Here is a 21,751-nt window from a genome sequence, read left to right as displayed (position 1 = left end):
AAAGAATAATTGTAAAACCCGATGAAGAATCTTCGGGGAAGTTTTATTTAATTTTTTTGTCCACTGCCGCTAGTATGAATTTCACGAAGAGGGGCTGTGGGGTAAGTACTGTGCTTTTGTATTCGGGGTGGAATTGAACTCCTACAAACCAAGGATGGCTTTTTATTTCAACGATTTCTACCAAACCTGTTTCAGGGTTTTTTCCTGTGGCGATCATACCATTGTCTTCCATTGCTTTCAGATACTCGTTGTTAAATTCGTATCGGTGACGATGTCTCTCCTGGATTTTGGATTTTCCATAGGCTTGATATGCCTTGCTTCCCTTTTTGAGATCACAAGCGTATGAGCCTAATCTCATTGTTCCGCCCATTTGATCAATGTTTTTTTGCTCTTCCATCAATCCTATAACTGGATTTGCGGTGTTGGGATCCATTTCAGTACTATTTGCATCCTTTAGATTGAGCACGTTTCTGGCATATTCTATCACTGCCACCTGCATGCCCAGACATATTCCCAAGAAGGGGATGTTGTTTTCCCGAGCGTATTTTACCGTGTCTATTTTCCCTTCAAAGCCTCTCTCACCAAACCCCGGAGCCACTACAATTCCGTCTAAATCGGTTAGTTTCTGAACAATATTATCGGGATTGATTTCTTCAGATGAAATTAATCTAAGGTTTACATCACACTCAATAGAAGCACCTGCATGGGTAAAGGACTCTATGATAGATTTATAGGAGTCAGGGAGTGAGACGTATTTCCCTACCAGTCCTATAGTCACCTCTTGTGTTGGATTTTTCAGCTTTCCGAGAAAGTCTTTCCAGTTTTCTAAATCAGTATTTTCTTTGGAGGTAAGTTTTAGCTTGGTCATTACACGCTCATCCAATTTCTCCTTTTTCATCAATAAAGGGACATCATAGATGGAATCGGCATCCATTGCCTCAATTACACTGTTTAATTGAACATTGCAGAAAAGCGCAAGTTTTTTCTTCACGTCGGAAGGCAAATGATGTTCTGTGCGGCATACAAGAATATCAGGTTGTATGCCTGCTTCGAGCAATTGCTTTACAGAGTGCTGGGTAGGTTTGGTTTTCAGCTCTTTGGCAGCGCGTAGGTAAGGGATCAGCGTAAGGTGGATCACCAAAAAGTTGTTTGCTCCCAAATCCCATTTCGCTTGACGGACTGCCTCAATAAATGGTAGGGATTCTATATCGCCTACACATCCGCCGATTTCGGTAATCACCACATCATACTTCCCCTCTTCACCCAGTTTGTAAAAATTCGCTTTGATTTCGTCTGTAATGTGGGGGATGACTTGAACAGTTTTGCCCAAAAATTCGCCTTTTCGCTCTCTGGTGATCACATTATTATATATCCTGCCGGTGGTAATGTTATTATCCTGAGAAGTAGGGATATTCAAAAAGCGCTCATAATGTCCCAAATCCAAATCTGTCTCTGCTCCGTCGTCAGTTACATAGCATTCGCCGTGTTCATAGGGATTAAGAGTGCCTGGATCGATATTCAGATAAGGATCAAATTTTTGGATGGTCACTTTGAAACCCCTGGCTTGGAGCAACTTGCCTAGTGAAGCTGCAATAATGCCCTTGCCGAGAGAGGAAGTGACTCCTCCGGTAATAAAGATGTATTTGGTGCTTGAAGCCATAAGAATGGGGGAGGATGGAAATTTGTTTGGATTCTTATGGGGCTCAAAATTATGGAAAAATTCCCGATTAATGGCTTTTTGAAGATTAAATAGATGACTTTTCTATAATTTCTTCTTCTCAAATGAGAAATATACATACGACAGTATGTGTCAATAGAATGGTTGATTGAAGGGGGGAGTTCAGTTCTGTAGAGGCCGATTGAGTTCAAGGTGGAGTATGCATTGCGTGTGTTTGTCGAACCGTCCCGATTGATAAACAGACTTCATAATATAGTGTAAGGGATGGAGCCCCAAGCAATTAAACTAACCATGGGGATGTGTTTCATTTCCTCTATGCATAACTGCATGATAAGGAGTTTTTTGTGGTCAATTTTGCTTTGGACTTAAACAAAGCAGGCTGAAAAGGGTTGCTATATAGTGATGATCTATTGGGCTTGCTGTGTGCATTCCCGGTAGACGGAATTGAAGGTGCTCATAAAACACCCATATGTTATGAGAGTGTGGTGATTTTTCCATTTGTTATAATTTAACACTACTAGTAGTACAGCGGTTAGGAGGACAGAACTACAGTCGTATGAAAAAAATCACCTTTATATAAAGCATAGAATGAACTTTCAGGATCCGATTGTTTATTGTAATCTTTCTTATGGCTACTGGGTAATTACAATCTAAGATGCAGCAACGAAGATCTTTTCATTTTTAGTATAAATGGGGATGAAAAGTCTCCCTATAGTTAGTATAAATTCATATTGCGATGGTTGGTAGCTGAGTGAATTCTGCCCTTTAAAGATAAATATTACAGCAGTGGTAACTCGTTTTTAAGTGTTTAGTGAAATAATTGTAGATGAAATTAAAATTATGAAATTTGACTTGTTTTTTTTAGCAAAAATAGTGTAAAATGACTGTGGAAGTATGGATTTGCAAAATTTTTATTTGTTGACTCATGTTCTAGCTGTAGATTTCTTGTACTTATTAAATCGAGAAAATTGTAGTTGATAGGCTTTTTGTTTGTTAAAAAAAGTTTTTTTATGGTTAATTATTAATTCAAACTTAATAATTATATATATTGCACGTGGTTTATAAAAAATAATTATCAACGTTAAAAAAAATATGAGAGATTTAATCAAAGAAGCTATTGCTGATCTTAAAAAAGGAGATGGTTTTATTTATGTTACTGCTGACGGTAACCAGATCGATTTGCATGATGCGGCTAAGCAAGGAATTTCTGTTACTCCGGTGAATCCTAAAGCACAGGTAATAAAAAAATTGGAGGAAGCTGGTCTTTCATTGAACGATGCAAGATTCCTTAATGAACTTAATGAATTGATTTCTTTGGTAACCGGCAACAGTGCCGCTCCCAAGGCTGCCAAAAGGAGATCATTCAGCGATGCTGAAAAAAGCAAAATTGTTGAAGAGTGGAAAAAAGTAGAGGCTGCAGGTAAGAAGACCAAAGCGGCATTTGCTAGAGAAATCGGTGTGGGTTACCAGACTTTTATCAACTGGTTGAGAGGATAAGATCGTCTCATGCACAGAAAAAAGGCAGCTGATCAGCTGCCTTTTTTATTTTGTTTGGATAAGCTAAGATATTTTTATTTTTTTAAGTGTAGTGATAGCAGATAGGCCTGCCAACAGAATAAATACTATCAAGGATTGGATGACAATCGGAGAGAGGTCTAGTTCAGGGATAGAAATTTTTGGCAGTGAAATAATTACTTGAGGAATATAAATCCCCGTGATTTGATCAGCCAAAGGAGTAGCTCCCCCACCGGGCAAGAATAGAATTACATATAAGACTAAGGCAACAATAGCGCTGCTTATTAATTTCCAGGCAAAGGATGAGACCACAGGTCTATAGGTAGATAGTGTTTGTTTTGGATTTAGCTTTTCTAATATAGATTTATGGAAGCCTACAGATGGCTTTTCGATTCCAAGTTCTGAGATGAACTGTCTGATGTATTCGTCTTCCTCTCGTAGATTTTTCATAGCAGATGAATTAATTCACTGTTTGTAATATTTCGTAATGCGTCCAGAAGATTTTTTCTTCCTCTATGCAAAAGGATCTTTACGTGCGAACTTGTTAAACCCACAATTTCTTCAATTTCTTTTATACTTTGCTCCTCAAGATAAAATAATGTAAGCACAGCCGATTCTGCCGGTTTGATAGCATCAAGTCCACGCCGAATAAGGTCTTTTCTCTCTGCGAGCTGAAGTGATTTCAATCCATCCAAATAGTCAGCAGAATCGCTTGCCAAGTCACCGATCTCATCCAGTTGGATAGCGTGGTTTTTTGATTTTCTTAATCTTCCCAATGCCTCATTATATGCTATTTTATAAAGCCATGTGGTAAACTTAGAATTTCTCTGAAAGGTTTTTAACGCATGGAACGCTTTCATAAATGCATCTTGAGCAGCTTCTTGGGCTTCTTCTCTGTTTTTCAGAATCCGTAAGGCGAGAGTAAATACGTGCTTTTCATGCTTTAGGATCAATTGCCCATAAGCATTCATATTACCTTGCAGTGTTTTTTCTATATAGTGGTGGTCTTCCTTGAATCGCATTTTCACATTGGATGCATATGCCCGAAAAAAAGTTACAGTTTTTTCTAATGAGTTGTAACCTTTGGGCCGAGTCGTTACATCCAAGAAGAAAAAACAAACAGAACATGGCAGAAACCATCTTAGTTACACTGATTATTTTCTCCAGTATTTTCGGAGTCATATTTACTTTCTTGACTACCCGAAACAAGGAGAGGCTTGCCCTTATAGAAAATGGTGCAGATGCAAAGCTCTTCAACTCGGGCAAGAAATACAGCTTTGGTCATTTTATTCTAAGTATCGCACTTCTTGCGATTGGTGTGGGTGCAGGGATTCTTTTTGGGGCTTTGCTAAGACAAAACGGAATGGAAGATGAGGTTGCCTTTAGCTCTTGTATCTTTATTTTCGGAGGAATTGGCCTTATGTTTAGTTTTTTCTTGACCAGAAAACTTGACAAAGAGGACAAGTAAGACGGATTCCAATACGTGCCAAAAGCCTTCTCTTCCCGGAGAAGGTTTTTTGGTTTTTGGACAAAAGAACTTGCTCTCGAAATTCTGATTATTTTTGTGAAAAAATAAACGTTTTGGATCACGCACAATTAGTATCAGCTTTTAGGGAAAAAGGGGTTTTGCACCTGAAGGAAGGAAATGGAAAAGTTGTCACCCTTATGAGGCCGGAGCTCTGGAAACCTGAGATGGGTGAGGATTGGACGTTTTTACTTTTTGATTTATTCCAAATACGTTCGATATGCGAGCCTTTTTCGGAAGTTTCGTTGGATATAGTAGAATACACCAACAAGCCTACTGTCTATCATAGCCCTGCAAATCGTATAATCAAAAACGGACCTATCGTGGATGGGGTTTTGAAGTTCAGCCTTATCCTGGAGCCTAACTGGAATAAATTGCTATTTCAGATTTCCCAGCCAGTGCTGTTGAAATTAGACTCGCAGAAAGCCACTTCGTTTCATACGTCAATCTTATTTCCGCTTTTGAGCCCAACTACGAAAGAAATGTTTTTGGGGCCTGAAGGGGAAGTGAAAATTATTAAGGGATGAATTTTAAATCACATATTGACGAATTCGAGGTTTTTGGAAAGGTGGCAAAAGCTGCTGCTAATTTGGGATTGGAAACCTACGTAGTGGGTGGCTATGTGAGGGATTTGATTCTGAAAAGAAAGAAAAGTGGGCAAAAGGATATAGACTTTACCTGCGTAGGAAGTGGAATAGAGCTTGCCAAGGAGGTTGCCGGACAATATGATGAACATGTCCCACTCTCAGTTTTTAAAAACTTTGGCACAGCTATGCTTAAATTGGATGAGTGGGAATTGGAGTTTGTGGGTGCCCGTAAGGAATCTTATCGTTCAGATTCCCGTAATCCTATCGTGGAGACAGGGACGTTGCAGGAAGATCTGGAGCGTAGGGATTTCACGATCAATGCCATGGCAATCTCCCTGAACGCGGCGAATTACGGCGATCTATTAGATCCCTTTGATGGACTTGGTGATATCAAAAGGAAGTTGATCCGAACTCCATTGGATCCTGATATTACCTTTTCGGATGATCCACTCCGTATGCTCCGTGCGGTCCGCTTTGCGGCGCAACTTGATTTTGATATTGATGGGGATACTTTTCACGCACTAAGTGAGAATGCAAATCGCCTGAAGATCATATCGGGTGAACGGGTGATTGTGGAATTGAATAAAATTATTCAGGTAAAAAAGCCTTCTTACGGTTTCAAATTACTGTTTGCGGGCAAATTACTCCATGAGTTCTTCCCTGAAATGGTTGATTTACAAGGAGTGGATTCTGTGGATGACAAGTCGCACAAGGATAATTTTTACCATACGCTGCAGGTTCTTGATAATGTTTGTCAGATGAGTGATAACTTGTGGCTCAGGTGGGCAGCGATCTTGCACGATATAGCTAAGCCTGCTACCAAGCGCTTCAACAAAAAAGTCGGCTGGACATTTCATGGCCATGAAGATAAAGGTGCCCGCATGACTCCTGGAATTTTCCGAAGACTGAAGCTTCCGATGGATGAGCGTATGAAATATGTACAGAAATTGGTGAAGCTGCACCTTCGACCAATAGCACTGGTCAAGGATGAAGTGACAGACTCGGCCATGAGGAGGTTGCTTTTCGAAGCTGGAGATGATATAGATGATCTGATGAAGCTTTGCCGTGCGGATGTGACTTCTAAAAACAACAAAAAAGTAAAGCGATACTTGGAGAATTTCGATAAAGTAACACAAAAGCTTATCGAAGTAGAGGAGAAAGATCAGGTCAGAAACTTCCAACCGCCAATTTCGGGAGAGGAAATCATGGGGATTTTTGGTTTGGAACCTTCAAAAATCGTCGGAGATATTAAAGAAGAAATTAAAGAAGCTATATTGGAGGGCAAAATTCATAATAATCAGGAGGAGGCCCGTGAGTTGATGCTGGAGATTGCCAAAATAAAAGGTCTGTCTCCTGTGTCGGAAGGCCCAAATCCATAAATCAATCAAAATTCAATTCAAATGAAGCGCGTACTATTCATGCTGCTTATGGCCTTTTGTGCCAGCACTGCCATTGCCCAGACTGCCGATTCTGTGTCCAGACTCGACCCGAAATTAAAAAGGACCTTGAATGCATCTGATCAGGCTGCGTATCAATTGGCTTTACGTTACAATGATGTAGCTTCTGCCAAGAGTTCGCTTTACCATTTGATAGCCAGAAACCCTGATGATATTCGTTATGTGGAGATGCTTGGTTCGCTGTATTATGAAGCAGGGCAAGCCATGTCCGCAGCACTGGTTTCCATGGACGTATTGAAAGTCAATGACAAAAACGTTGCCTCTTTAGAGATAGCGGCATACTCGTTGGAACAGGTGGGGGCGTTGGAGAAATCTCTGCCGTATTTCGAAAGTCTGTACTTGCTCAGCGGGGATAATTTCAGCCTTTACAAATCAGGCTTCATTCAGTACAGTTTAAAGAAGTATTCTGAGGCACTGAATTCCATGAATATCTTGGTGAAGAACTCTAAACCCGATGATAAGGTAGGCTTTCCAAAATCTCAAACAGAAACTCAGGAAATCAGTATGAAAGCTGCGGCATTGAATCTAAAAGGAATGATCTATTTGGATCAAGGTTCTAAAGTTGAAGCGAAAGCTGCCTTTGAAGAAGCTATTTCTCTAGATCCTGAATTTGATCTTGCAAAAGAAAATCTTGCAAAAACAAATTGATTAACCCAATTATCAATCATAAGACCGGCAGAAATTGCCGGTTTTTTTGTCTAAAAGCTAATAAATCCTTAATAAGGAATTGATCTGAATATCTGTTTTTCACTGTTCCTTTACTTATATGAAGTGGCTTGAGCATCAATGGGTAACTGTCGTTTTTTTGATTTTGGCACTGTTTATTCATTTCTCCCAATTGGGAGCATTGAGTATTTATATATTGGATGAAGCCAAAAATGCTACCGCCGGCTTTGAAATGTGGCAGTCATCGGATTGGATTTTGCCTACGTTCAATGGGTATCCCAGGTATGACAAGCCGCCACTGCACTATTATTTTTTTGGACTAGCCTATCAGTTTTTTGGGGTCACGCCTTTTGCTGCCAGATTTTTTCCGGCTTTGATGGGATGGCTTACGGTATGCTTGGTTTATTTTACGGTGGATAGACATTTTGGCAGACTTGCAGCATTGACCTCAGGAGTCATTTTGTTGGCGTCTGTTCATTGGGTTATTCAGTTTCATCTGGCTGTTCCCGACCCATTTTTGATTTTTTTTCTTACGGCTTCTTTATTGTTTTTTGTTAGGCACTGGGAGGGAAACCAGGAAAATAAATCCTATTTGAGGTGGATGGCACTAACGCTGGGCTTAGCTGTTTTGAGCAAAGGACCTGTTGCCTTGGCATTGATAGCAGGTACAATCTTGTTGTTTTTCCTCTTTCAGAAAAAAGGATTCTGGAAGAGATTCAAATCAGTATTAGACCCTATGGCGATAGTCATTTTTCTTGCTGTAGCTCTTCCTTGGTATTTTTTGATTGCTTGGAAAACAGATGGTGTCTGGGTTCAGGAGTTTTTTTTCAAGCATAACCTCAGTCGGTTTTCTGCGCCTATGGAAGGACACGGAGGAGGATTTTACCTTACCTTACTTTATGTTTTGCTAGGGATGATGCCTGGGTCTTTGGTCATAGTATCTTCTTTCAGATCCCTTGTTGTCTATTCCTCTGTGCCGGATTTAGTTAAAATTTCGCTGATTTTCTCCTTTCTTACGATCTGTTTTTTCATGATATCCGGAACTAAACTTCCCAATTATACTGCTCCGTCATATCCTTTTTTAGCCATTGTTATTGGCTGGCTGTTAAGGGATGGCAAAGAATGGGAGCGGGTGAAGTGGCCTGGATTAGTTGGGGTGATTTTTCTCTGTGTTTTGCCTTTTGGGATCTATTTTGGACTAAAAGCCAATATGGAATATGCTGAAAGTGCCTACGTAGGATTGTATTTTTTTACCGGTAGCTTAATTGGTATAGGGAGTGTCTTTTTCTGGTTTAAAGAGAGGTGGGTGCTTCATTGGGTCGTACTTTGTTTAGGGTTTGTTTCTGTAAGTCTTATGTTCTTATACTTGGCATTTCCTGTGTTGGATAGGAAAAATCCTGTTATTTCCTCGGGGGTGGAGCAATTTAGGGAGCTTGACTTTTACCATTTCAAGGAATTCAATCCATCATTTGCTTTTACTCTCCAAAAGGAGATAAAAGAGTTGGGAAGTAAGCATGTCGGCCAAGTGAGTGAAGGAATAGTCATCCTGAGGAAAAGAAATTTGGATGAGTTTAAGGAGTTGGGGTATTCTTACGAGTTGATTTTTGAAGGAAGGGATTTGTTTGAAAGTCCAACTACCGTTTTGCTGCGGATAAGAAAGCCTGATCAGAATTCTAAGCAGAGGCTTGAGGTTGTCCCAAATCCTGTAGAATGACTTTCCGCTTGGGATAAAGACTTCGTCTGTACTTTTTTGAAGAGAAAAAGCTAAGTGTAATCCATCTTGCGGCAAAAGCCGACCAGACACCGGCTAACGAACCTGCCAGTACATCCATGAAAAAATGCTGCATAAGGTAGACCCGGCTGAATCCAATTAGAATAGCGGTAAGTAAAAAAATGATTTGAGGCCATACTTTTTTGGAAAAAATCATGGAAAGTATACAAGCTAGCATAAAAGCAGAGGCTGTATGCCCGGAAGGAAAGCTGTTCCAGTGATGGAGAGATACTCCCGGAACAGTGTAGAAGGGAATGTCTGCTAAGTATTCCGCGGGTCGGGGAATACCATGGAAGAGGATTCTTTTGCATAACACTACCACCAGCATATGAATCAACGTGGCCCATGTAAGTAATATGGTGTAGCTATAGCGTACGAAAAGTAAAACTAAAATTGGGGCTATTAAAATAATCCCATCACCGAGGTGGGTGATGTTTTTGAAGAAAATATCCGAGGGGACGTTATGGTAGCTGTTGATCCATAACTCGAGTGTGCCTTTTTCTGTCCTCAAGAGCAAGACAAGCAAGACAATTAGGATTTGAAAATACAAATAGGCAAAAACCGGTGCGGAGTACTTTTTCTTTCTCATCGATCAGGATTCTGATCAAATGTAAAAGTCACGTAAAAACTCAGGTTTAAGCCATGGTCAATCTTCCTTGAAATCGCTGGCTAAAAAATGAAGATTAGTGTAAGTTTTACCCGCAGGGCAGGATTTGGAATGAGGTGAAGTTTAACCAAATGGCAACGTTGGCTTAATCGTTTTTATTCCGGATACGCTGAACTTGGCCCGTTATGAAGGGATTGGTTTTATTTACGTGTTCCGCGATCATTCTTTTTGCGTGGAGTATCCACTTCACACAGGCTCAAACACCTTATATAATTGACTCAAAACTGGATTCGGCAGAGCGATTGGCTAAGAGTAAGCCTGATAAGGCATTCTTGCTTGCCACAGAAATTTTGGGAAAAAGTAAGCTTATGACCCTGGATACTATGGTTGGGAAAGCTCAGTTACTACGGGGACAGATTCTATTGAGATTCGGTCTTTTTCAGCCCTCTGCAGAGGCATTCTACGAGGCTGAACATATTTTCCAAGATCATAGATTGCCGGCACTTTTGGCTCGGGTAAATAATGCTTTGGGAGAAGTCTATTATAAAATTAAAACACCTGAAGATGCACTTCTACGACATGAGGCTGCATTGGGTATTTATCATCAGCTTAAGGACTCAGAAGGTATAGCTGAGACAAAAAGTTTCATCGGTGGGATGTATGAGAAAATGGGTTTGTATCCCGAAGCCTTAGCAAATCAACAGGAAGCATTGAGGATTTTTGAGAAGCTAACCCTGAATTACCAGCTGGCTTTTGTCAGAGAAAATATCGGAAGTATTTATGAAGACTTGGAGCAATATGATTCTGCCTATGTCAATTTTCATAAGGCATATATCTTGAATACGTTCCTAGGAGATAGTCTTCGCATCATTGGGAATCTCAATAATCTTGGTGACGTGCTGCGTAAAACGGGAAAGCCGGAAGAAGGCTTACTCTATTCCGTAAGAGCTGCTGAGATGAGTGAAAGGCTTGGATATTTGTATCAGCAGAGAAGTGCTGTGGTGGATATATCGAAAGGATATGCTGAGATGCGGGATTATGAAAATGCCTATAATTTTTTGGAACAAAGCCGTAGATTAAGTGACTTGGTTTATTCTGAAGAATCCGCTAGGCAATTGGGAATTCAGGAAGCCCAAAACCGTCTATATGCTAAAAACCAACAGATCATTCAGCTAGAGCAAATGCATGATTTCGATGCCATAGTAAAATGGCTTCTTTTGTTTTTGGTGGGCTTGATGTGTGTGCTGGGTTGGGTGATTTTCACAAGGCAGAAGCTCAAAATCCGAAGTAACAAGGAATTACTGGAGCGTCATCAGGAAATACTTCAGGTGAAAGAGCAATTGATTGCTACGGAGCAACAGAATATGCAGCTGCTGGAATTGAAGATGGAAGCAGAAGAAAAATCCCATTCCAAAGCACTCACTGCGCAGACATTGCATGTCATCGATAAAAATCAAATGCTTGAAGACATACAGTCTAAGCTGAAGAATATTTTAGAAGAAGACTCAAAAGAGCAAAAGAAGAAGATCAGAAATCTCATCAAGCAAATTGATTTCAATTTTTCCCACGATACAGATTGGGAAGATTTCAAGCATAGTTTTGAGAAAGTGCACCAGGATTTTTTCAGGAATATTCAACAGCGTACAGGGGGATTGACTCCTGCCGAGATGAAATTGGCAAGCCTGATGCGATTGAATCTTAATTCAAAAGAGATCGCGTCCTCGCTTGGTATTTCCATGGATAGCTTGCGTATTTCACGGTATAGACTCCGCAAGAAATTGAACTTGGAAAAGGGGGATAGCTTACAGCAATTTATTCTTTGTATATGATTTACAATTTGTTAATCTCTTTTTAACATTTAGTAAGTAATTGAAAATCAATTTTTTGATTCCATTTTTTCAGATCCTGTTTAGGTTTTGTTAACGGTCACTTTTTCAATTGTTGCTCAATTGATAACAGCCATTCGTAGTCAGTAGCTGCTTCTCAAGCTAACATTGTAGCATCAAAACCATTCAAATCTTATGTCAAAAAGTAAACTGATTTATGGCTTGTCCGCACTGGGGATTTTAGCGGGTTCCTGCAGCAAGCCGGTCCAACAAAATGAGGTGTCTGCTGAGCAAAGCCTAGTCAAACCGATCTACATTACTGATTCGGTTATTCATGATACCGACGATCCTGCGATTTGGGTCAATCCCACGGATCCATCCAAAAGCCTAATCATCGGCACAGACAAAGATGCCGAAGGAGCCCTGTATGTATTTGACCTGAAAGGTAAAGCAATCGACTCGCTTATCGTGCGGGATATACAGCGTCCCAACAATGTAGATGTGGGATACGGATTGAATCTAGGAGATAGGATGGTTGATTTTGCTGTCACAGGAGAGCGAATGACTTCCAAGTTGAGGTTTTTCAGTCTTCCCGATATGAAAGAAATCAACACTGGAGGAATCGAGGTGTATCATGACGAAAAAGGCCCTGACTACAGAGACTTGATGGGGGTAGCACTTTTTCAGGATAAGACCACGGGGAAAACCTTTGTCATCGCAGGACGAAAAAATGGACCGACTGATGGCACCTACCTATGGCAATACGAGGTATTGGGTCAAGACGGTGAGCTCAAACTAAACCTTGTGAGAAAGTTTGGAGCCTATTCCGGGAAGAAGGAAATCGAGGCAATCGCCGTGGATAATGAGCTTGGTTACATCTATTACTCTGACGAAGGGGCGGGTGTGAGAAAGTATTATGCTGACCCGGAGAAGGGAAATGAAGAGCTAGCCTTTTTTGCACAGGAAGGTTTCTCGGATGATCACGAAGGGATTTCTATTTACAAACTGGACGATAGCACAGGTTACATCCTGGTGTCTGACCAAGGGGCAAATCTTTTCCACGTGTTCCCAAGAGAGGGGAGTGCTTCCAATCCGCATGAGCATGCATTGATCACCAAGATCTCCACCAGTACAAATTCAAGTGATGGATCAGAATCCATCAGTGTGCCTTTAGGGACGGATTTTCCACACGGACTTTTCGTAGCCATGTCGGATGACAGGACTTTCCAGATCTACCGCTGGGAGGACATAGCGGGCAGTATCTTAAAATCCAGAAACTAATCATTTATTCTTATACGTATTATGAAAAAGCAATTACTGAGCGTAATAACTTTGATCGCTGTTTTTTGCCTGAGTCACCAGGTGCTGGCGCAGGGTGTGTTGAAAGGTAGGGTGATAGACAAGCAAAACCTATCTATGCCTGGAGCCAATGTGGTGTTGAAAAACACCACATTGGGCACGATCACAAATCAATCGGGAGATTATGCTATCGTTGATCTTCCTGAGGGCTCTTATGAAGTTCAGGTTTCGTACTTGGGCTATGGCTCTATTGTTTATAAAGCGACGATAGAAAACGGAGAAACAACCACCGTGAATTTTAAATTGGATGAGACTACCATCGAAAGTCTGGAATTTGTAGTGATGGGTGACCGGTTGAAGGGGCAAGCTAAGGCACTCAACCAACAGAAAAACAATGCAAATATAACCAATGTGGTATCTTCCGACCAAATCGGGCGGTTTCCTGATGCCAATATTGGGGATGCATTGAAAAGAATCCCAGGAATCACCATGCAAAACGATCAGGGAGAAGCGCGAAATATTATTATCCGCGGTCTTGCTCCTCAGTTAAACTCTGTGACGCTAAATGGTGAAAGACTGCCTTCAGCCGAAGGAGACAACAGAAATGTGCAGATGGATTTGATTCCTTCGGATATGATTCAGACTATAGAAGTGAACAAGGCCGTACTCCCAAGTATGGACGCAGATGCCATCGGTGGTTCCGTAAACCTTGTGACACGTCAAGCGCCAAATTCACTTAGAGTTTCAGGGACGGCCGCTTCTGGGGTTAATTTACTGTCCAACAAACCCATCTGGACAGGAGGGGTGATCATTGGTGACCGCTTTTTCAATGATAAATTCGGTGTTATTTTTTCGGGGTCTTATAATAATCACCGCTTTGGTTCAGATAATATAGAGGCTGTTTGGAAAAACTATGAAAATGGAGCTGCACTAGAAGAATTTGATATCAGAAAGTATGATGTACAACGTGTGCGTCGATCAGCGTCTATAGCACTTGATTATGATATCAATGACAATCATACGCTATTCCTTTCAGGAATGTATAACCACCGGGATGATTGGGAAAACAGATTTAGAATGCGGGTAAGCCAGCTCGATGATTCTTTTGAAGAGAGAGACTTCACGGAAGTGAGCCCGGGCAAGTATCTTACTAAAGGCCGTGTAGAATATGAGACAAAAGGCGGTGTGGACAGTGATAGAAACAAGGCTGCAAGACTTGAAGACCAACGGGTGTATAATACTACATTGGGAGGTAGCCACTTGTTCAATAAACTAAAAATGGATTGGTCTCTAACCTCTGCTAAGGCATCAGAAGAAAGACCGTTTGAGCGCTACACGTCCTTCAGATCCTCCAATCAAGATGTCACCGTAGATGTGTCAAATCCTGATAAACCATATGCTTATTTGGCTAACCATGCAGATAATTATGCTATAGGATTCAACGGGCTGTCAGAGCAATACGGCTATACTTTTGACCGGGATCTGAATGGGAAGCTGGATTTTAAGCTGCCTTATAGCCCTAAAGGTATACTTCAGTTTGGAGCGAGATATCGTGGAAAGGATAAAGAGCGCGACAATAACTTCTATGAATATGAGCCAGTGGATGAGGAAGCTTTTGGAGAAACTCTCGGGAATGTGCCAAATGTCAACTACTCAGATCCTGATTTTCTGGCAGGATCCAACTATCAAGTCGGTCACTTTATGGATCCTAACTATTTGGGAGGATTGGACTTTAGAAATGCCGGGTCGTTTGAAGAAAGCGATATTCCGGAAGAATATGCTCCCGGCAATTACACTGCAAAAGAAACAATTACCGGAGGCTATGTAATGGCAGACCATCAGTTTTCGGATAAGTTCTCGGCGATTTTTGGTGTGAGGATGGAGCATACTTTCATAGATTACATAGGGAATATCTTTGACGTGGATAACGAAGAGATTTCATCGGCTGAAGGAGAACAGAGCTACACCAATTTCATGCCCGGTGTACATCTTAAGTACGCTGTGAATCCAAATAGTATCTTGAGATTTGCATGGACAAATACCATTGCGAGACCGAATTATTTCGACTTGGTTCCTTATGCTGAATTCAGTCCTGAGGACGAAGAATTGTCCAGGGGAAATCCTAATCTAAAGCCTGCTACGGCTATGAATTTTGATTTGATGGGAGAACAGTATTTTGATAACGTAGGACTTATTTCCCTTGGAGGGTTTTACAAGGATATTGACGATTTTGTTTATACCATTACCTCTCAAGGATATAATGATCCTCAGTTTGGTTCCGGACTACAATATTCCCGTCCTGAAAATGGAGGAACTGCAAAAATCTACGGGCTGGAAGCTTCGGTTCAGCGTCAGATTTGGAGAGGAATTGGCATTTATCTGAATTATACTTATACCCAATCTTCTACCACTGGCATTGAAGGCAGGGACAATGATGACATAGAGCTTCCGGGCACAGCAGACAATATGTTTAATGCTTCTTTGTCTTACGAAAACAAGCGGTTTGTAGCCCGGGTGTCCTTGAATTATGCTTCAGATTACTTGGATGAATTGGGAGGGGAAAGCTTTGAGGATCGCTATTACGACAAGCAGACATTTTTGGATGTGAATGCTTCTTATGCCCTATCACCTAAGTGGCGTGTGTTTTTCGAAGGAAATAACCTTACCAATCAGCCTTTGAGATACTATCAGGGGATTAAGTCAAGAACTATGCAGGCTGAATATTACAATGCAAGATTGAACTTCGGGTTGAAGTTCGATTTATTCGAATAGTTGATATGCTTTGAAATAGAAAAAGGCAGCCAAATCAGTTGGCTGCCTTTTTTCTATTGTAGAGGAAAGGTATTAACGGAGGAATAGATAGTATGCAATGAATGTGGTAAGAAGGGAGATTCCAAAGCTCAGCGAAATGATCTTGGGATAGTTAGTGACCCATTGGGCTTTTTTGTTTTGACCTTCTATAACCAATTTTCTGTTAGGTCTAATGATCTCTTGTATCAGTGCTAGACAACCCAAAAAATAAACTAGTAAAATAAGAATAAAGCTTGCGACAGTTTCCATAACATTCAATATTGAGTGCCAAATTTAGCAGCTATTTTAAAGGAAGAGTTTAGAAATGAGAAACTTAACAATTTGGTAATGGATGGAATAAAAAAACAGGCTGTCCCAGAAGTGAGCAGCCTGTTTTGTGTTCATAAAAATACTTGAATTATTTAGGCAGGAAAATCCCATAGACTTCATGTGAATTAGGGAAATCCTGCCGGTTGATTATTTAATAATCTGGGATTCTATCATTTTTCCTGTCCGTATTTTTCCTTGTAAAGTATTGGCGATTTCTACTCTGTCCAGTTTGGTTACTCTGGCCGAAGACGGTATTCCGGTGATTTCCTCTATGGCGGTTCTAAGCATTATTTCATTTACATCCCCCAATGCTCTCAGTCTCTCGCTGATTTCCAGTACAGTAATGTTTGGTTCAAAACCGGTACTGTAATCAGATTGATCTAAACTATTGAAACTTTGGGTTACGATAGGCAGTAATCCGTAGTTGTTTTCAGGATTCTCTTCATCTTCAATAGCAATGGATCCTACATTTTTTCCGTAAGTAACATCTCCAATTAAGAAGACATCCATATACGGCTTGAGGCCATTAATGATCAATTCAGATGCAGAAGCCGTTCCCTCAGAGGTTAGAACATACAGACGATTGCCTGCTAAGGTATTGCCTAGATTTTGAGATTTGGTCAAAAACGCAGTTTGTACATTACTAAGAGAAGGTATTGCTGACATTACTAAGCTATTATACTTAGTCTTTGAGAAAATATCTGAGCTTGTTACCGGGCCAATCAAACTGGCTAGATTGACTGCAGAGCTTACATATCCACCACCGTTATACCTCAGATCCAAAATCAGGTTGTTGATATTTTCAGCCTTCATTTTTTCAAATATGGCATCCATTTCTCTGTCATATTTGGTTTCATCTGAAGAAGTGCCAGGTGCGAAAAAGTTATAAACTAGATATCCGATCTTTTGATTGTTAATTGTGTATACCGTATCTAAGAAATTTGGATTTTCGGAAAGTTGTACAGGAGTAAGGGAAATATCATTTAGTGGTTCATATACCAGCGATTCTTCATTGTATCGTAGTGGGCTTATGGTGTGGGTTGTTGCAGTTTGACTTAAAATATTTCTGTAATTATTAATAGTAAGTATGGTTCCATTGATGGCTTCGATGACATCGCCACGCTTCAAGCCTGTAGACGATGCAGGGCTATTTTTCTTTACATAAATCACTTCAGCATAGACTAATTCATTGTCAGGCGTAAACAGTTTGAATTCATATCCTGCATCTAGTGAAATACCGCTTAGTGAATTGATTAGTTCTTGGTAGTCAGGATAGATTATGGAAAAACGATCCACTTCTCCCGGGAGGTAAAGCAAGGACTCAAAATAGTCAGTGGGATCGGAAGTAGCGGCTATGGGGGTGCCGAGATTATCTCTCCAATAGTAGACTTCGTCCATCACATCATAAATCCAATTGTTGATTTTTTCTTCTAGTGTAATGTCTGGGTCTACAACAGGGTCTTGATCATCGTTTTGGTCACAGCTCCAAAGTAATCCGCTCAGGATCAAAAAGAAGAAAGCTCTTGAAAGTAGGGTAGATTTCATACTAGAGAATTTTGGATGATTACAAAACGCATATATGTTGAAGATGTTCTTTTAATAAGAAGAACCGTAGGAAACGTCGTGTGTCTGACTATCCTGAAGTTCCCCATTTTCACACTTTAATACTCGATAAGGATACTTACGAAGTAAATCATAATTATGGGTTGCCATCAATATAGCAGTTCCTTTTTTATTTATTTCCTGAAAAAGCTTAAAAATTCCATCAGCCACATCCGGATCTAGGTTTCCGGTAGGTTCATCGGCCAATAAGATGGAGGGTTCATTGAGTAGTGCCCGGGCGATTACCACACGCTGTTGCTCTCCGCCGGATAATTGGTGAGGCATTTTGCTTGAGGCATTGTTCAGTCCTACCAAAAGTAAAACTTCAGCCATTCGGGCATTTATTTTTGATTTGTCTTTCCATCCGGTAGCTCTCATTACAAATGCTAAGTTTTCAGCTACCGACCGATCATTGAAGAGTTGGAAATCCTGAAAAATGATCCCGATTTTTCTTCTCAGAAAAGGGATGTCTTTTGTTTTGATGTTTTCCAGAGTAAACCCGGCTACTTCGGCACTTCCACTTCTCAGCTCAAGGTCTGCATAGAGGGTTTTCAATAAGGAGCTTTTTCCACTGCCTGTTCTACCTATAAGAAACACAAATTCATGCTGCTCCACGGAGAAATTCACATTGGTGAGAATAGGGTCAATTCCCTGGAAGATCGTCGCTTGGTTTACCTGAAGTACAGGCTGAGTACTGAAGTCCATTCTTATAATTCTAATTTTTGCAATTTCCCAAAAGGAAGATCCAGTATTAACGCTTCAAGTTCTTTTTCCTTTCCCTCCAAGCCAAATTTCTCGATTTTCTTTAGGGGCCTATCAGCTCTGAAGTAAGCTACCAGCACAAAGTTTTCATCTCTGATCTGAATGTAATCAGGGATTTTTGCTTTGCCTTTTACTTTGATAATATACATAGGAGAAGTTAAAAAAAGACCGACGTAGGCCGGTCTTTCGTTACTTATTTTCCAGCTGCCTTGGCATGGTCAGCCAAAAACGTTGCCAAACCGGAATCCGTAAGCGGATGGTTTAGCAAGCCGGTAATTACTTTCAGCGGACATGTCACCACATCGGCACCAACTTCAGCGCATTTCAACAGGTGCATGGTATGTCTTACAGATGCCGCAAGAACTTCTGTTTCAAAACCGTAATTGCCATAAATATGAACAATCTGTGCGATAAGGTCCATTCCGTCAAATGCGATATCATCCAGCCTTCCGATGAAAGGAGAAACATAAGATGCTCCTGCTTTTGCTGCCAAAAGTGCTTGGCCTGCAGAGAAAATCAGTGTACAGTTTGTACGGATACCTTCACTCTGGAAGTATTTAAGTGCTTTTAGGCCGTCTTTGACCATTGGGATCTTCACTACGATTTTGTCATCGATCTTAGCAAGTTCTTTCCCTTCTTTGACCATGCCTTCAAAATCTGTAGCGATTACTTCTGCACTTACTTTATCATCTACGATATCACATATCGCTTTATAGTGAGCTCTTACTTTTTCGTCTCCGCTGATGCCTTCTTTGGCCATCAAGGAAGGGTTGGTGGTTACGCCGTCTAAAACTCCAAGTTCGTAAGCTTCGCGAATGTCACTTAGATTGGCTGTGTCAATAAAGAATTTCATATTTTGAATTGTTTAATAGGTATGGAAACAGCTTTTGTCAGGCCTTTGTGCTCTTGACTAATCCGTAAAGAGGATAAAAGCCATTTAAAAGGATGGTTCCAAATGGATTTGATTGTAGGAAACAAAGTTAGAAGATAAATCAAGATTTGGAACTTGATTGGGGATGTCACAGAAAAAAATAGATCAAAAAAGAAGCGGCATCGCACCGCTCAACCACCTACCCTTGCTTCCTTCCGGACCTGGGGGATTTAGCAGGAGCTGGTCGTGCCGCCGGTGCAAAGGTAAGCAGAAAATGCTCCTTTTCAATAAGAGTATTCTGTTTTCCCTTTGAAATGGGGTTCGGGCCTGATTATGAGGCGGATTAATTTGAAATCTGAAATCGCAAAATTGAAATTAGCGTGTTTTGGCGAGATGCATCTGGAATTCCAGCACATTGCAATGAATGAATTCATCTTCGGCCAGATCGTCGAATATTTCCTCATCAAATTCCATTTCGGTTTTCTCAATTTTCCCGTCTGGATGTACGATAAGTTCTATTCCTGTGAATGTATCGGGATTTACCTGAACCAGAACTTGGTAGTCATCAAATATCCGCTTGAAATACTGTGGGAATGCTTGTGCCATTGTAAAATCTTTTTTACAAAACTACTCATTCGGGCCAATTGGACTATAGCTTGAGTAAAAACCATCAAATCTGAAGATGGCTTTGGGTCATTTTTATCTCAGGTTATATACTTGATACCAACGGGTTAAATGTGTTTTCGTTTCGGTTATGGAGCTTGCGGGTAGCTATTGTTTCGGTTTTTTGTTTTAGTGTGGTTTATTTTTTTTGATAAAAAAAACGGGTTGATGCTTTGTACTTCGCAATCCCTTTCTAAATTTGCTCTCATTCTTATGAAAACAATAGCAAACAAATACTGGTGGTGGCATTCTTACTCTTTCCAAAAGGAAGTTTAGAAAGCCCCTGCGTATAATTTTGCGTATCGACATAGTATAAAAGGCTTACTGGATTTCCGGTAAGCCTTTTTTCATGAAAAACCAACCAAGAATGACTCAAATAAAATTTCCTATACTGACTACTTACCAGAAGCGACTGGCCGACACAATCACTCCGGTAAGCATTTATTTGCAGATAAGGGATCGATTTGCCAATCCCATCCTACTGGAGAGTTCCGATTACCATGGTCAGGAAAACAGCTATTCGTATATCTGTTTTAATCCTCTGGCTACCTTTACCTTCAATGCCGGCAAAGTGTTGGAAAATCTTCCATCAGGCAAAAAGGAGAGTTATGAAGTGAATTCTGATCAGAAGTTGATGCAGTGTCTGCGGGCTTTCGGAAATAAGTTTGACGTGGCACCTGATAATTTCAAATTCAGTTCCAATGGACTCTTTGGATACATACAATACGATACTGTAGCCTATTTTGAGGATATCAAACTCCAAAATACAATCCCATCTGCAGTGCCTATGATGCAATATTCGGTTTATCAGAATGTGATTGTGGTGGATCATTATAAGAATGAATTGCACCTGCTAGAGCATCGAATAGCAGGGGCTGAAAACGATGCGAAAATGGAGGAAATCGTGCGCCTCCTTAATAATAAAAATATTCCGAGCTACGCTTTTCAGCGGGTGGGTGAAGAAGAGTCAAACTATACCGATGAGGAGTTTTTGAAAATTTTGAACCAAGGGCGTGAGCATTGCTTTAAGGGCGACGTGTTTCAAATAGTACTCTCACGTAGGTTTAGTACGGCGTTTAAGGGAGATGAATTCAACGTGTACCGGGCATTGCGCTCGGTGAATCCTTCGCCTTATTTATTCTATTTTGATTATGGTTCTTTTAAGGTCTTTGGAAGTTCTCCCGAAGCCCAAATCGTAGTAAAGGATAAAAAAGCGACCATTTATCCAATTGCAGGTACATTTCGTAGAACCGGAAATGATCAGGAAGATGCAGCTTTGGCACGCAAACTCTACGATGATCCCAAGGAAAACTCAGAACATGTGATGCTGGTCGATCTGGCGAGAAATGATTTGAGCAGATCTTCCGAGAAAGTAACGGTGGAGGTGTTTAAAGAAATACAATACTATTCACATGTGATTCACTTGGTATCCAAGGTGACAGGGGAGTTGCCGGAAAACACCAATCCCCTACAGTTGGTAGCGGATACGTTTCCCGCGGGGACACTTTCCGGAGCTCCCAAATATAGAGCTATGGAGTTGATCGATGAGTTGGAAAATGTTTCGAGAACCTTTTACGGAGGAGCAATCGGCTATTTGGGGTTCAATGGAGACTTTAACCATGCGATTTTGATCAGGTCTTTTGTCTCTGAAAACAATCAGCTTCGATTCCAAGCCGGTGCAGGCGTAGTCGCCAAATCCACAATACCTTCCGAACTCCAAGAAGTAGCCAATAAGTTGGAAGCGCTGAGGGTGGCGCTGAGAGCGGCGGAGGGGATTTGATTGGAAGATTTCAAAATTGAAA

General features: G+C 40.8%; 19 protein-coding genes and 1 other RNA gene. 10 read left to right on the top strand and 10 right to left on the bottom strand.

From position 1 onward, the window contains the following. Window positions 1–43 precede the first annotated feature (43 nt). Entirely contained in the window at window positions 44–1,660 is a 1,617-nt protein-coding gene (locus tag ID165_RS18415) for a CTP synthase (protein WP_192346810.1), read from the bottom strand. Between the two features lie 1,110 nt (window positions 1,661–2,770). Here ID165_RS18415 and ID165_RS18410 point away from each other — a divergent pair. Further along, window positions 2,771–3,175, top strand: coding sequence for a hypothetical protein (locus ID165_RS18410; protein WP_192346808.1), 405 nt, complete (start codon window positions 2,771–2,773; stop codon window positions 3,173–3,175). A gap of 63 nt (window positions 3,176–3,238) precedes the next feature. On the opposite strand, the gene ID165_RS18405 is transcribed toward ID165_RS18410, so the two are convergent. Together ID165_RS18405 and ID165_RS18400 are read right to left on the bottom strand one after the other, a co-directional pair. Continuing rightward, window positions 3,239–3,643 carry a hypothetical protein gene (locus ID165_RS18405; protein ID WP_192346806.1) on the bottom strand — a complete coding sequence of 135 codons (405 nt, stop codon included), beginning with the start codon at window positions 3,641–3,643 and terminating at the stop codon, window positions 3,239–3,241. Then, window positions 3,640–4,215 (bottom strand): RNA polymerase sigma factor, encoded by a 576-nt coding sequence (locus tag ID165_RS18400; RefSeq protein ID WP_192346804.1) that lies wholly within the window; start codon window positions 4,213–4,215, stop codon window positions 3,640–3,642. The genes ID165_RS18405 and ID165_RS18400 overlap by 4 nt, the downstream gene beginning before the upstream one ends. Window positions 4,216–4,319: 104 nt before the next feature. On the opposite strand from ID165_RS18400, the gene ID165_RS18395 reads away from it, so the two are divergent. The 5 genes from ID165_RS18395 (at window position 4,320) to ID165_RS18375 (ending at window position 9,142) form a co-directional block, all read left to right on the top strand. Continuing rightward, complete coding sequence (locus ID165_RS18395; RefSeq protein WP_192346802.1) at window positions 4,320–4,661, top strand: DUF6249 domain-containing protein; 342 nt, start codon at window positions 4,320–4,322, stop codon at window positions 4,659–4,661. 113 nt (window positions 4,662–4,774) lie between these two features. Next, window positions 4,775–5,245, top strand: coding sequence for a hypothetical protein (locus ID165_RS18390; RefSeq protein ID WP_192346800.1), 471 nt, complete (start codon window positions 4,775–4,777; stop codon window positions 5,243–5,245). Continuing rightward, window positions 5,242–6,684: a CCA tRNA nucleotidyltransferase gene (locus tag ID165_RS18385; RefSeq protein WP_192346798.1), complete on the top strand. Its 1,443-nt coding sequence runs from the start codon at window positions 5,242–5,244 to the stop codon at window positions 6,682–6,684. The genes ID165_RS18390 and ID165_RS18385 overlap by 4 nt, the downstream gene beginning before the upstream one ends. Before the next feature lie 21 nt (window positions 6,685–6,705). Beyond that, complete coding sequence (locus ID165_RS18380; protein ID WP_192346796.1) at window positions 6,706–7,410, top strand: lipopolysaccharide assembly protein LapB; 705 nt, start codon at window positions 6,706–6,708, stop codon at window positions 7,408–7,410. A 118-nt stretch (window positions 7,411–7,528) separates the two neighbouring features. Then, window positions 7,529–9,142, top strand: a complete 1,614-nt coding sequence (locus ID165_RS18375; RefSeq protein ID WP_192346794.1) for a glycosyltransferase family 39 protein — start codon at window positions 7,529–7,531, stop codon at window positions 9,140–9,142. On the opposite strand, the gene ID165_RS18370 is transcribed toward ID165_RS18375, so the two are convergent. Beyond that, window positions 9,102–9,788, bottom strand: coding sequence for a phosphatase PAP2 family protein (locus tag ID165_RS18370; protein ID WP_192346792.1), 687 nt, complete (start codon window positions 9,786–9,788; stop codon window positions 9,102–9,104). The two genes, ID165_RS18375 and ID165_RS18370, sit on opposite strands and share 41 nt — an antisense overlap. Before the next feature lie 203 nt (window positions 9,789–9,991). Here ID165_RS18370 and ID165_RS18365 point away from each other — a divergent pair, with 203 nt between their 5' ends. The 3 genes from ID165_RS18365 (at window position 9,992) to ID165_RS18355 (ending at window position 15,703) form a co-directional block, all read left to right on the top strand. Then, window positions 9,992–11,635 carry a tetratricopeptide repeat protein gene (locus tag ID165_RS18365; RefSeq protein ID WP_192346790.1) on the top strand — a complete coding sequence of 548 codons (1,644 nt, stop codon included), beginning with the start codon at window positions 9,992–9,994 and terminating at the stop codon, window positions 11,633–11,635. Between the two features lie 192 nt (window positions 11,636–11,827). Beyond that, a complete protein-coding gene (locus ID165_RS18360) occupies window positions 11,828–12,913 on the top strand; it encodes a phytase (RefSeq protein ID WP_192346788.1) in 1,086 nt (361 codons plus the stop codon). Window positions 12,914–12,934: 21 nt separating this feature from the next. Further along, window positions 12,935–15,703: a TonB-dependent receptor gene (locus ID165_RS18355; RefSeq protein ID WP_192346786.1), complete on the top strand. Its 2,769-nt coding sequence runs from the start codon at window positions 12,935–12,937 to the stop codon at window positions 15,701–15,703. Window positions 15,704–16,198: 495 nt separating this feature from the next. Here ID165_RS18355 and ID165_RS18350 read toward each other — a convergent pair whose 3' ends face one another. The 6 genes from ID165_RS18350 to ID165_RS18325 form a co-directional block, all read right to left on the bottom strand. Continuing rightward, on the bottom strand, window positions 16,199–17,596 hold the full coding sequence (locus ID165_RS18350) for a S41 family peptidase (protein ID WP_192346784.1): 1,398 nt from the start codon (window positions 17,594–17,596) through the stop codon (window positions 16,199–16,201). Between the two features lie 51 nt (window positions 17,597–17,647). Next, entirely contained in the window at window positions 17,648–18,358 is a 711-nt protein-coding gene (locus tag ID165_RS18345) for a cell division ATP-binding protein FtsE (RefSeq protein ID WP_192346782.1), read from the bottom strand. A 2-nt stretch (window positions 18,359–18,360) separates the two neighbouring features. Next, window positions 18,361–18,564: a hypothetical protein gene (locus ID165_RS18340; RefSeq protein WP_057939972.1), complete on the bottom strand. Its 204-nt coding sequence runs from the start codon at window positions 18,562–18,564 to the stop codon at window positions 18,361–18,363. 44 nt (window positions 18,565–18,608) lie between these two features. Continuing rightward, window positions 18,609–19,268: a fructose-6-phosphate aldolase gene (fsa, locus tag ID165_RS18335; RefSeq protein WP_192346780.1), complete on the bottom strand. Its 660-nt coding sequence runs from the start codon at window positions 19,266–19,268 to the stop codon at window positions 18,609–18,611. A 185-nt stretch (window positions 19,269–19,453) separates the two neighbouring features. Beyond that, window positions 19,454–19,544: signal recognition particle sRNA small type (gene ffs / locus ID165_RS18330), an RNA gene on the bottom strand. 117 nt (window positions 19,545–19,661) lie between these two features. Further along, complete coding sequence (locus tag ID165_RS18325; RefSeq protein WP_192346778.1) at window positions 19,662–19,892, bottom strand: hypothetical protein; 231 nt, start codon at window positions 19,890–19,892, stop codon at window positions 19,662–19,664. Between the two features lie 424 nt (window positions 19,893–20,316). On the opposite strand from ID165_RS18325, the gene ID165_RS18320 reads away from it, so the two are divergent. Beyond that, window positions 20,317–21,729: an anthranilate synthase component I family protein gene (locus ID165_RS18320; RefSeq protein ID WP_192346776.1), complete on the top strand. Its 1,413-nt coding sequence runs from the start codon at window positions 20,317–20,319 to the stop codon at window positions 21,727–21,729. The last annotated feature ends 22 nt before the right edge of the window (window positions 21,730–21,751 follow it).

Origin of the sequence: Algoriphagus sp. Y33, assembly GCF_014838715.1 — a bacterium.
Taxonomy (GTDB): Bacteria; Bacteroidota; Bacteroidia; order Cytophagales; family Cyclobacteriaceae; genus Algoriphagus.
The sequence above is the reverse complement of the archived record's forward strand: the minus strand, read 5'-3'. Positions and strand labels throughout refer to the sequence as shown.